7 protein-coding genes and 1 pseudogene are annotated in these 12,377 nt (G+C 64.4%); 3 read left to right on the forward strand and 5 right to left on the reverse strand.

Annotated elements, in window-relative coordinates; translation table 11 throughout:
• From ACWEO7_RS35930 to ACWEO7_RS35940, 3 genes and pseudogenes are all read right to left on the reverse strand, one after another.
• A pseudogene (locus ACWEO7_RS35930) lies at positions 1-7,030 on the reverse strand (hypothetical protein); the annotation flags it as partial.
• A complete protein-coding gene (locus ACWEO7_RS35935; protein WP_452429893.1) occupies positions 7,027-7,920 on the reverse strand; it encodes a zeta toxin family protein in 894 nt (297 codons plus the stop codon). The gene ACWEO7_RS35935 and the pseudogene ACWEO7_RS35930, both read right to left, overlap by 4 nt.
• 127 nt (positions 7,921-8,047) lie before the next feature.
• Entirely contained in the window at positions 8,048-8,563 is a 516-nt protein-coding gene (locus ACWEO7_RS35940) for a hypothetical protein (RefSeq protein WP_452429895.1), read from the reverse strand.
• A 601-nt stretch (positions 8,564-9,164) separates the two neighbouring features.
• On the opposite strand from ACWEO7_RS35940, the gene ACWEO7_RS35945 reads away from it, so the two are divergent.
• The 3 genes from ACWEO7_RS35945 (at position 9,165) to ACWEO7_RS35955 (ending at position 11,149) form a co-directional block, all read left to right on the forward strand.
• Positions 9,165-9,401, forward strand: coding sequence for a hypothetical protein (locus tag ACWEO7_RS35945; protein ID WP_452429896.1), 237 nt, complete (start codon positions 9,165-9,167; stop codon positions 9,399-9,401).
• A gap of 1,497 nt (positions 9,402-10,898) precedes the next feature.
• Positions 10,899-11,015: a transposase gene (locus ACWEO7_RS35950; RefSeq protein ID WP_452429897.1), complete on the forward strand. Its 117-nt coding sequence runs from the start codon at positions 10,899-10,901 to the stop codon at positions 11,013-11,015.
• Complete coding sequence (locus tag ACWEO7_RS35955; RefSeq protein ID WP_452429899.1) at positions 11,012-11,149, forward strand: hypothetical protein; 138 nt, start codon at positions 11,012-11,014, stop codon at positions 11,147-11,149. Before ACWEO7_RS35950 ends, ACWEO7_RS35955 begins: the two co-directional genes overlap by 4 nt.
• Here ACWEO7_RS35955 and ACWEO7_RS35960 read toward each other — a convergent pair whose 3' ends face one another.
• Both ACWEO7_RS35960 and ACWEO7_RS35965 read right to left on the reverse strand, forming a co-directional pair.
• Complete coding sequence (locus tag ACWEO7_RS35960) at positions 11,150-11,485, reverse strand: hypothetical protein (RefSeq protein WP_452429900.1); 336 nt, start codon at positions 11,483-11,485, stop codon at positions 11,150-11,152.
• A gap of 60 nt (positions 11,486-11,545) precedes the next feature.
• Positions 11,546-11,851: a transposase gene (locus ACWEO7_RS35965; protein ID WP_452429902.1), complete on the reverse strand. Its 306-nt coding sequence runs from the start codon at positions 11,849-11,851 to the stop codon at positions 11,546-11,548.
• Positions 11,852-12,377: the final 526 nt, after the last annotated feature.

A 12,377-nucleotide genomic window follows, 5' to 3' on the forward strand; every position in this document is an offset into this window, starting at 1 on the left:
GATCGGCCAGCGCGTGGCTCACGGACACGAAGGGCGACGGACCCGCGCTGCTGTCCCACATGTGTTGCGCGACCCGACTGATGGCATACTCCGGATCATTCTGCATGCGCTGAACCTGGCGTTTGAATTCCTCGGGGTCGGCTCGGAACAGGGCTGGCTGCTGCGCTTCGGGAGTGCCGTTGTGGAACCGCCATACCCGGATGAACTCGGGGCCCTCGATGGCGGGCCGCGGAACTTGCTTCGGGCCTTCGATACCGGTGCGCCGGAAGACAGGTGAATAACCTTTTCCCGGAGGCCCCCCGAGGGCTACGACGCGTGGTATCGCCATCAGCTCGGGGCCGCCGAAACCAATGCCCCGTCGGTATTCATCACGCATGACATAGCTGAGTGCCCGTTGCTGCTCGGGGGCGAACACTTCGTCTACCAGTTCATGGGCCGAGCCGTATCCCCGCAGGTGTTTGTCGGGCAGCCATAGCATCAACCGGAGCAGTTTCACTTGCCTGGGATTCAAGAGGGAGGCGAGGGTCCGCAGCGCTGTGGTCGTGTCCGGTCCGACGCCCTCGGCCACAGCCACCACAGGAGCCCATTCAGCCAGGCAAGCTGTCCCAAGGAGGTCGAGCACCATGTTCACGTCATTGCCGACCCGTGGCTTCCTGTCCCACCACCGCTCCAGCTCCGCCTCGGGTACCTCGCGCTGCCCGGAGAATATCTGTTTAACCAGTGGCCAGCATTCGGGTGCCAACAATTGTCCCCCGCGTATGATCAAATCCGGGTCTGATGTAAGTGCCGCCCGAACGAACGGTGTGGCGACCTTCGACATCACAACATGGTGGAACTCGGACGCCTGTGCTGCGGTGAAACCCATGATCGCGAGGACCTCGCGCGAGGCGAGGCCCGCGAGCCGCATCCGCAGGTAATCGGCCTGATCCTGGGGGAGGCCATCTATGGCAGACCGTAGGGCCGACACTACCGCCACAGCCGGGGGGCCCGGGACCATCCTGGTGGACCCTGACTCGGAAAACCAGGTGGGTAGCCAATCCCTTGGGACCGATACGGTTGCGGGATCGCCGGCCAGGACACGTTCACCGGGGTCGAGGAGGTAGGCTTCGGCTCGCCGCCGCAGCGCAGCGTTCCCCCGCACAGATCCACGCACTTTCGCCAAAGCGCTCGCCAACGCCGGGCGTTCGGATTCGGGAATCGGCTTCCCGAGCCGCAATCGCTGTAGCACTTGCTGCTCTTCGAGCGTCTGATCAGAAAAGGAAAAGGCTCTCTCAGGTGTGGTAACGGCGGCCGATGGACTGATCATTTCAGCGTTGGCGATCGCGCCGACCACGGCCCTAACCGTGTCGAGTACCACCTCGTCGTCGAACCCCTTTTGCCGCAGCGACTCCGGCTGTCTGGACAGCAGATCCACCACCTGGCGGCGGCCCGGGCTCATTCCGTCTACCACACGCGCCAGAACTGCCGCGTTCGCATCCGCCAAATGCGGTTCGAGCACGGCGCGCTCGGCCTTGTCGAGCGCCGACAGCAGCCCGTGGCGCGCACGACCTGCCCAGTCCACGGGGTTGCTTGCCACCTCCATCGCCAGCCCGGTCAGCCATGCGGCCGGATCGGAGGAGTGGTCACGCAGCGGCATACGTTTGCGGGCCAACTCCCGGACTTCATAGACCAGGGCATACACCAGCGCGGTATCGGTATACGACCGTGCCGCCTCCGCCAATACAGCCCCGAAATGCCGTTGCCACAATTCATCGAACGTGGGGACGTGCGCATGTTTGTCGATGCCGGCGACGGCGGGCATCCAGTCCCTGCGGGTGAAGACGTCTTCGGGCTGGTCCTGCGCGTCGACTGTAGTGCCGCGCCTGCCAGCCTCGGGCAGTTCGTCTGTCAGTTCGGTGACGATGGGGGAGATCGGCGCGCCGTCGGCCTCCAATTTCACCACACTGACCGCTTGGACGGATCCGGCGTTGCGGGGGTCGAACCGGACGGGACGTTCGTAACGGTAGGGATCGACCACCAGTGGTGTGCCGCGCCAGTTGACGACGAGGTATGTGTGCGCCGAGTCGGGGCCGAGCTTGTCCATGACCACCGCGCTGCGGCCGTGATGGTTCGCGCGCTGTGTCGCGCCCGCGGGTCCTGGCTCGTCCTCGTGTAGGCCGAACAGAAACTTTTCTACCTGCTGATGACCTGCCTGGCCACCGCCGGGTAAAGGTTCGCCGTGTCCGCCGAGCACCCACGACCACGCAGACGGATCGACATGCGTCTCACCTGGTCGCACCCGGGGAATTCCTGTGACCCGTTTGTTGCCCAGTGTCGTCTGCAGATCGCGCAATTGCAGCGCTGTCACCATCGCGCACGCCGTGTCGTCCAGTGCCGGTGTGTCCGAACGGATTGGTGGACTCACCTCACCCGCGGCGGCAGCGTCCAGCAGCCGCGCCAGTTGCGGCGCGGCCGCCCGATCGAGAACCTTCGCTGCTGACCGCAATTTGGAGACTTCTGCGGCGTCGTCTGGTGCTTGCTCGGCCTGCCACAGCGCCATCTCTACCTCCTGGCGCCTCATGAGTCCCGGCACGTCGAACACCGATGTATCGTGGCGGCTGACCGCCGGTACCCCGGCGGGCCTCTTCGACCACGGTGTTGTGAGCGGCGCGGTCCGCCTTGCCCACCGCGTTGGTGATCGGGTCGGCGCGGGGCGAGATCGGGACGTCGATCCTTGAGATCTACGCTTGCTGTGTCCGGTCGCAGGCGACCACGGCGTCGTGCCTGTGAGGGGATCAATCTGCTCGACGGGGTTTTGGAGGCCTGTTTCGCTGGAGTGGTCTGCCACGTGCTCGGGAGTCGCGTGGCCATGCGGTGACGGTTCGGTCGTGGGCGGTAGCGCCACGGCGCTTTGCGCATGTTGATCGGGTGGAGGCTGGTGGTGTGACTGTGTCTCCGGCGGGTCGAGGGTGGTAAGAGCCTGGGCTGGGTCGGTGGGGTCTGCCGTGGCCGGTGCGCGGCTTTGGTGTCCGCCGACCGTTTCCGGATGCTCAGGGATCGAATCCCATACTGGGCTGGGTTGCAGCGCTGTCAGGTTGAGGTGCGCCATGTCGTGCAGGACCTGCGCCAGCAACTGGTGGGTGGTGGGTGGTGGCTGGCGCGGCAATGCGGCGATGTCGGGGTCGGCTGCGCTGGTGTGTTCGGGCGCAGGGATCGTCGTGGTGTCGTGTGTGGTGTGCCGCGGCGGGTGCTCGCTGTCGCTGTGGCCGGGGAGCATGTCGGGTTGGGGGGTCTGGTGGTGGCTGTTCGTCGTTGCTGGCTCCGGTGCGGGCGCTATTGGCGTCCGGGTGTTTCCGGGAGTGGTAGCCGCGGGCCCTGTGGTGTCGATGGGGCCTTGTGGGTTGATGAGCGCGGTGGTGTTGAGCTGCAGGAATTGGGTTTTCAGTCGTTCGAGGGATTGCTGCTGCAGGGCGGATACCAGGCCGTGCATCTGGTTGCCGGCATGGTCGAGAGCGGTTCGGTGGTGGTCGCTGGGGTCGTTGTGGTAGGCGGTGGCGGTGTCGCGGTAGTGGGTGATGACCAGCTGTGCGTTCGGGTGGTTGAACAGGGCGTCGTCGGAGGCGGAGTAGTGGTAGACGCGGCCGCGTTGGCCGTTGCGGGCGACGCGGTTTTCGGCCTGGGCGTCGACGTCTCTGGATACCGGAGAGTATCCGTAGAGGTGGGCGACCATACCGCCGGCGTCGGCGACGTCGTCGTGGACTTTGTAGTCGTTGCCGCGGGCGCCCTGCATGTTGATGATGGTGATCTTTCCGGCTTCGCCGGCAGTGTCGACGATCTCGTGTAGCCGCTGCTCCCAGTGGATTCCTTGGTCGAGGATCCATTTCGCATCGACCGCGCGGATCGACTCGGGGGGTAGGTGGCCCTGCAGTGCGGCGGCGATTCTGGCGACATCACTGTTGCGGTGTGTGAGCACCAGTTGCGGCAGATTGTCCGTGTGCAGTGTGTGCAGGACATTGCCGATGAGCGCGGCCTGCTTCTCGTGTTGATCGTGCAGGAAGAGCGCGTCACTGTATTGGAGGCGATGTTGTTTGGTGCGGGGGATGGCGACAGCCTCGCCGGTGCCGTACACCGTCGAGATGGTGTCGGCGACGTTCATGACGGTGCCGGAGGTGCCGGTGAGCGATTGGACCCGCCGCTGTAGTACCTCACGGAGGGTGGTGCTTTTCGAGGTCTCCGAGTTGCCGTGGATCGTGATGGTGTGTTCGAGTCCGGCGGCGTCGTATTTCTTCGCCATCGCGGCTTCGATCGCGGGCGCGATGTCGTGCCAGCGGCTTTCGGTCGCGGTGCGGGGATCTCGCATCACCTTGTGCGAGAACTGATCGATGATGACGGGGCGGCCGTCGTGCATGAGGAAGTGATCGCCTTCGACGAAGTCGCCCAGCGCGACCGCGGCGGCGGCGTTGATCCGCCGCACGTCGTCCTCGGTCATCCGGCCTTTCCACAGCCGCTGTGCCTTCGTCACGCCCTCGCCGGTCAACCGGGCCGCGGAGCGGGGTAGCGCCGGGTTGCGGCCGAAGTCGGCCTCGGTCAGTGATTTGGAGGCGAACGCATGGTCGACGAAATCGCGGGCCGCGGCGATCGCCTGTGCTGTGGGGGTGCTCGCCGGGTGCACAGCGCCGTCGCTGATCACATAGGTCGGGTTCATGTAGAACAGCGCCGCGTCGATCTCGTCGATCGTCGCAGTCGTGAACGAGATTTCATCCAAGTGGCCGCGGAGTTCGGCGAATCCGAGCGCGTCCTGTGTGGCGATGTAGACCGTCGGTTCTCCAGGCTGTGGCGCCGGGACGGGCCGGTCGGGGTCTATCCGCAGGAACTTCACGCCGGACTCGCCGAATATCGCTGTGTTCTCGGCGAAGGCTTCATAAGCCAGCGGATCGGAGCTGGTGACCAGCAGTGTGGGTCCGCGGTGTATCGCTGTCCACACGTTGTGGACCGCCGCTGTGAGTGTCTTGCCGCTGCCGGGGGCCATCTCGGGGATCAACCCATCACGCATGGCCAGTACGCCCATCAACTGTTCCCGGTACAGCAACTTGCCGGTATGGCGCCGGACAGTCTCGATCGCCGCCAGCAGCGAGTCGTGTTCATTACCGTGCAGCAAGCCGAACCGCAGCACCTCCTCAGACATGTCGTCCAGCCGCATCGTCTCCGGGACCAGCTCACCGCAGCGGGCGTGATAATCCGACAGAATCTCCTCGGCGGCAGAATTCAGCCGTTCCTCGGCAGGGGTCGCCTGCCTACCATTGGGCCCTTCGACATCGAGATCCCGATCCCCGAAGACATGGTCGACGCCGCGGAGCTGGGCGTCTCTGTCAGGCGCCGCGCCGCCGTCGGCCGCATCCTGCGGCTGCAACCGCGTGCCGTCCGCAGGCTCGACTCCTCCCGGCACTGTCTCAGAGCTGGCCGCGCGAGACTCCGGTGACCCCGAGATCGTTGAGGATTGATGTGGGTTGGCTGGGGCACGGTCGCCTGTGATCGCACCAGCGACTACCGGCGCACCGCTCTTTGTCTGCTGCGCGGCGGCCGGCATCGCATCGGACGCTAGGGTCGAAGAACCTGGATGCGTCGCCGGGGCCCAGACACGGGTAGACGCGGAAGCAGCCGCGTGGGTGGTCGTGGCAGGTACATCTGGGTGCGGCTGTGCGACCGAAGCACCGGTACCGGTCCTACCGACGCGGGGTGTGACGTTGTCGGTGCGGGGCACGGACACGGGAGGGATGCGATCGCGTCCCGTGTTGTGGTCGCGCGCGCCCTCGAGGGAATCGTTCTGCGACAGTTCATGTGGGTCGCTCGACGACCCGCCACCAGTATTCGGGCGGGCTTGCGCGCCCGCCTGCGCGACCGGCGGGTGTTCGGATGCAGCTGCAGCGGTCGCTGTCGACCTCAGCGCGGGATCCGAGCCGGCGGTAGATTGCGCAGCGTCGGTCAGCGCCGCTGCCACAGGTTCAGACGCCACTGTCGCAGGTCGATCCAGCGCGGCACGCTGTGCCTGGACGGCGTTCTTCCAGGCCCGCTCGATCTGCGGATTCGTGCTGAAATCGTCACTGCCGCCCAACCGGGCGCCAGTCTCTGTCCCGGCAGGGGAGTGGGCAGGCCGCAAGGCGTGCACCGCGCCGCCGATCACCGAGCCGGACATGCCGCCACCCGCAGCGCTGAGGACGTGCGCCAGCGACAACCCCTGACCCGACACGACACTCGCCGCGACTGATCCGGCCACACCACCCGCCGCGCCGGCCGCCCCCATCACCGTCAAGACCTCGCCGCCGCGCGCGGCCTTCTGCAGCCAAGCCTTCGGAAGGTTCGCCACATAACGCTGCTCGACGCGGTTCAGCGCCGGCATCAGACCTTTCGCCAACCCGTGCCCGGCCAGCCCACCGACACCACCAGCCACCATATTGGTTCCCAAAGACGCGAGATCGATGCCCTCTCGATCTCCCTTGGACATCTGGTACAGCTGCGCCACCAAGTTCGGCACAGCGCCCTGCGCCGCCCCGGCCAGCACCACCAACTTCACCCCGCGCCCACCCAACCGAGCGACCAGCCACTCGATCGCCTCCCGCACCGCCAACCGCGCCGCCCCGTACGCCTCCACATCCGCCGCCACAGCGCCAGGAGGAAACAACACCGCCATCCACACCTGCGCAACCAACTGACTCAGCGCGGTGATGATGACCACCTTGGTGAACACACCGTCGTCCCTGGCCTGCTCGACATGCGCCGCCAGACTGCCCAAGCCCGTGGCCAGCGCACCCCACACCTGCCGTATTTCCCGACCCGAACGCACCGCCGCACTGACCGCTTGGCTTTCGCCACAACGTTCCAGCTGGTACAGCAGCCGGTCGAAATCCGACACCGCACGCTCGGATCTCTGCACAGCCTCCACAAGAAGCGTATGCACCGCATCCATACCGACTTCGTCCATACGGGGGAACTTCTCCCCCGCCGCGGCCACGACTGCCCACTGCGGAATATCCGCCGGAATTTCGATCGTCACCCGTCATCACCCAACTCCACCGGCCAGACGAACGACTCGTCATCGCCCCTACGCAACACCACTCGATAACCAGAATTTGCGAACAACTCAGCTAGATCGTTGATCTGCTGCGGCATGTCGGCTGCCGTCTGCACCACGACATCCCCCCGGCGCTCCACCGCATACCGGATCGCCATCACCGTCCACAGCAAGGTGTCATGCAGTACCCCCGCGTCCACTGACAGCGCAGCGCGCGGATGATAAGCGGTCAGCACATCGGGATCAACTGCGACACAGCCACGCTCGAACGCAAGTCGCAGAGCCGGTAGCGGATAAGTCGACGATGAGCGGCATAACAACAGTGCGCTCGGCTGGTTCTGGGGCCTGATCGGAGGGAAGGTCTCTGGCAGAATGTCATGGTCGAAAATCGCTGCAAGAGTGCCAGCGTCCAGAACGTCGGGCGGACCGAGTTCCGATGCCCGGCTTGTGAGGGTGGAATGTAGCGCGGAAAGGTCGAAATGGCCGGAGTCGCGTGCGAACAACCACGCCAGCCAAGTCCGGCGCTGAAGACGATGATCGTGGACCACCCCGGCGTCCGGTGGATCTGCGTGAGCCCCGTGCCACTGCATCAGCGAGCAGTGCGCCATCCGGGTCAAAACCGGCCTCACCACCTCGCTATAGGGCGACACAGACGTGGGCTGCAGTGCCAACTCCCTGACGAAGGCATCGCGCAGCTTGGCGATCGAGTCCTGACCGACATCACCCCGGGCGAAAGCGACATCGATCAACCCCTTCTCGGCATCGGGACCGAAGCCCGCGTCGAGCACAAGGTCTCGCCCCTCCAACGCCGAGGCGAGTGCATCGTCGAACGCAGCGCACAACTCACGCCGCGAGAGCCCCTCGAACCGCAATGCGCTTCGCTCCCTACTGTCGTCCGTAGCAGACGAGATCTGCCCGGCTCGAGATCCCTACAGGTAACGGCGCGGGTGATCGATCCGCACGCACCCGCTCACGACTGTTGATGGCTTTGGTGTCCAATCACCACTGTGTCGCGGTCTCCACAAGCAGTCGGTGCAGCGCCCGAGCCGGCGCGGAGGCTACGCCACCGTGGAGGTGGACATCGGTAAAAGCCTCGGCAAGTGCGAGTCCAGGGTGCAGACGTCGACCGTAGAAGGCGCAACCGCCCAAACGACTCCGCCATATGCGGTAGGAATCGAGTGCGGCTCGTAAACCTTTGCGCTTCTCGGCAGTAAGCAGAAACTCCGCCAGCAATACACGTTGCGCCCGCTGGCGGGCACGGAAGCCACCCGCCACGTCGAGGGCGCGGCCCAGTTCTCGGACAACCGTCGAATAGACCGGCCGCTCTTCGGAACCAAGCACCAGTTCGTTCGATTCGACGGCCCTGCGCACCCGGTGTGCCAGCTGCTGTGGATCACGTGCGGCCGCTGCGGCCAGCACGATGCGCGCCGTGTAGAGACGCGGGCCGTCCGGTTCGGGCGTCCAATTCCACATCATTGTGGACACCTCGCCGTCCGGCAGCTCCGAAATCGCCAACTCACGAAGGTCTATCGCTGGATACACAGGAAGCACATCGTCGAGTGCAGCGACAACCTCGGAGAGGACGGCTTCATCGATCTCAGGATCATCGAATCCACGGAGCTCGATCCCATGGCTCTCGACCAGAGGCCGGATGATGTCGGGCCTACGCGCGTTCCTTGATCGCGACGGCCCGGTTTGAGGTGCGGAGGCGCGGCCTTTCCTGTCGGACCCACCGCGCGGTGATGAATCCTCCTCGCCGGTTGAGACGCCGGGTCGCTGCTGCTGTGTTCCGGGGCCGGATACGCCGGAAGTCTGCGGCGGCAACACAGTTGGTCCTCCCGTGCGCCCAGGCGTGGCGGCTGCGTTCGTCGATCGCTCGCCAGACCTGGCGGGACCTGCAGTGATCGGAGCGCGTTGCTGTGGGGACTGCTGATGCAGTGAATTCTGTTGCGGGGACGGCAGGGTCCGAACGGGGGCTGGTTGGATTGGGGGCTGTGATCGCTGAGATAGTGACTGGGACGGTTGGGTGAGTGACTGTGGCTGTTGGGTAGCTGACGGCGACTGCGGAGTTCGAACCTCCGTCTGTGGCGCCGACGCGGATGCGAAAGTCGATGGTATGGAGGACACCGACTGCGATGCAGAGGGATCCGCACCCCAACTAGCCGAAATCGAGGGCGGGGTCATGGCTGCGGACAAGTCCGAAGTCGGCGTCGTGGCAATCGAGCTCGGGGTCGATCTGGTGGACTGTGAGGCGCTGACCGAGTCTGCGGCGCCACGTATCGAGGCTCCGCTGGTGCTGTCCACACGAGTAAGAGATTCCGTGAATCCATTCAGGCTTTCGCCATGCATGTGAATGCTTTGCGCCACTGTGTGCAACCCGTCGAGCAACTGATGCAGCGCGGGGGAATAAGACTTGGCGAAAGTGCGGCCGACTGTGTCGTCTCCCCATGGCGCCCCCTCCCCATCGAGGCGAACTTCCAGCTCCCGCAACGACGCCATGGTTTCATCGGCCAGCGCCATGTATTCCCCTGCCAGCCGCGACACTTCAACGGTGTCGAGCTCGAGCCGCTCGGTCATATCCCACCTCCCATTCGCAGCCGGAGTCGTAGTTCTCACGTAGCATGCTGACGGTGCAACGCCCGATACGACACCATGCCTCGAATGGTGCGATACAATTCCAAAAAGGTTGCCGCTGAGGGTTTCCCGCTCTAGTAGGACCCCGGTTCTTGCGAAATCTGATACATTGCCGCGTGGCCACTGTTTTCCGAGCCCTTGCTGTCTCTTCCTAAACCCGATAGCATAAAGAAACGGGCACGTTTTATCATGCACGATTAACAAGTATCGATTATCTCTGCTTCTCTTCGGCTTTGCTTGGCCAGGGCACGTTACCGCTGCCACCGATCAACGCGATCGGTGGCAGACTTGAGCGCTACCCACTGGCACTACAGCTTACTTACGCAACTTGAGTCCGCATATCAGGGATTTCCCTATGAGTGGCGAGTCCGCTGGCTCGATGTGCCATAGGTGCCATCCTGCCGCCGTATGCACCAACGGGGCCGGTTGGACAGCGCCGTAGCCGGCGAAGGACTGCGCTCACCCCTGGTGGTATATGATCCGGTGAGCAACATCATCGACTCTTGGCGTCGCGTTCAGGATTTGATTTCGTCGGCTACATTGTCCGAGTGCCGCGCCCAGGAAGGTTGATAATGTAATATCCCGCCAGGGTGGTGAGTTGACCATCGGCCGGTGGGAAGATTGGTAATGCGGGTAGATTGTGTTCGCGGATAGATTGAGCTATCGCGGCGCAAGTGGCTCGGCGGCCAAGATCGGGCATCTGTAGATTTTGGGAAAAGCGCAGCGCTGCAGGTGCGCTGACGCGGGTGTTGCGACAGGCACAGGCAGATACGCACTGGCTGGGGAGCCGCGACCCGCTCGGCGTACACCGATGACCGATGCGGTCTGTCGTTTTGGCGACGCCAGGCCTCCGGAGTAGGCGTTTTCCCGAACCCTCGTCCTTCGAGTCGTGCAAGCGCGGAGGTGAGCACCGATCCACGTGCTCAGGCGGTCGCCTATGTGTCTTGACAGTATCCGTATCGACCCGCCCGGCAGGCTAATCGTGAGGGTATGTTCGTCGGACCGGTGGGGACGGGCGCTGGGTTGTGTCTCCCAATCGGCCGAACAGGGTGTTCGGGTTGTCTCGGTGGTGGATCATGTCCGCTGTGTCGAGGGTGGTGGTTGATCGGTATCAGGTGTTGACGGACAAGCGGTGGGAGTTGCTGGAGCTGCTGTTGCCGAAATCCGAGGGGCGAGTGGGTCGTAAATTCGCCAACAATCGGCTGGTAGTGGGGGGATGCTGTACCGGTTGCGGACGAGTTCGCCGTGGCGGGACCTGCCGCGGGAGTTCGGGCCGTGGCAGGCGGTGGAAGCGGCATCGGCGCTATACCGCGGACATGGGATCGGGTGTTGACCGCGCTGCTCGCGCTGGCCGATACCATTGGTGATCTGGACTGGGTGGCCTCGATCGACTCCACGATCGTGCGGATGCACCAGCACAGCGCGGGGGTCAGACACGCCTCGGTGGCAGGTTATGAAAGCTGCTGATCACGCGATTGGGTGTTCACGCGGTAGCCAGGGTGATCTGCCTGTACCAGGCGTCGTATTTGCGGACTTGGTGGTGGTCGAGGCCGGGACGTCATAGAAGGCAGGCAGCGTGGCCCAGGCGAAGTCGTATTCGCGTTCACCCCGGACTCCGGGACCGGCCGAGACCCGATGCCATGCTTCGGCCGGGGCGCGGCTGATCAGGGTATCGACACTGCGGCGGCGATCGAGGTCGGTGATGGTGTGCCTGACCGGGACTTCTACCACATAGGGCATCCGATGGGACTTCAGGAACGCCCGGAATCTGCCGTCACGCCCGTAGGCGGAATCGGCGGTCACCCACCCGGCGATCGTACACGCGGCCAGCGCCCGACCGATCATCACCTCGGCCAACCATGGCTAGGTCAAAACTCCCTGACTCCACCGGCTTTCGGGCATACCGGCGTCAACGCAACGGTCACGATCTGCGATCCACGCCTGCGGCAGATACAACTCACGGTCGATCAACGCCCGGCCCGAGCGACCAGCATAGGCAAGGAACACACCCAGTTGACAGTTCTCGATCCTGCCCGCGGTGCCCGAATACTGCCGCTGCACCCCGGCCGAGCGCAGTCCCTTCTTCACAAATCTCGTCTCATCGACCACCAGCACCCCATCCGGCGAAGCCAGCGCCTCGACCACATAGGCGCGGACCCGATCACGCACTTCATCGGCACTTCACCGCGCCCGATTCAGCAGATGCTGGCATCCATCGGGACTCACCGCCCCAGCCGCCTCAGCCAACTGCCAGGAGTTCTTCCGCTCCACCGGCGCCAGCAACCCCGTCACATACACCCTCGCCCACCCCCGCGGCTCCGCCCGCCCGAACACCCCCGCAACGCGGGCGAACACATCGTCCACACTCGACCGCCACACCGCAATATCCTGCGGCACAACATCTTCCAGCGTACAACATCTACAGGTAACGAACTACAACTGTCGTGCTAGGGGGCGCCGCGACCGGTCCGAGCCCGGTCGACCGCCGTAGGACAGGATCGAAACACCACATCCTGACCTGCGGAAACCGGCTACCTCTCGCAGTCGCGCTGTCAAGGGCCTGGGGGGACTGTAAATACAACGGCTCTGTCCCACTTTCGGTTTGCGCCGTGAGGCGCTGTGATTCGAGTGGAGGTGAGAGACCTTAGCCGCCGTTCTGTCGTAGCAGGTCGGTGGAGCTGAGGGCAGCCTGATC

The sequence above is a fragment of the Nocardia sp. NPDC004260 genome, assembly GCF_053603155.1.

Coding starts and splice junctions, on each gene's coding strand:
- ACWEO7_RS35945 (WP_452429896.1), top strand. CDS start 9,165: ATGGAGGACACCGACTGCGATGCAGAGGGATCCGCACCCCAACTAGCC.
- ACWEO7_RS35950 (WP_452429897.1), top strand. CDS start 10,899: ATGCTGTACCGGTTGCGGACGAGTTCGCCGTGGCGGGACCTGCCGCGG.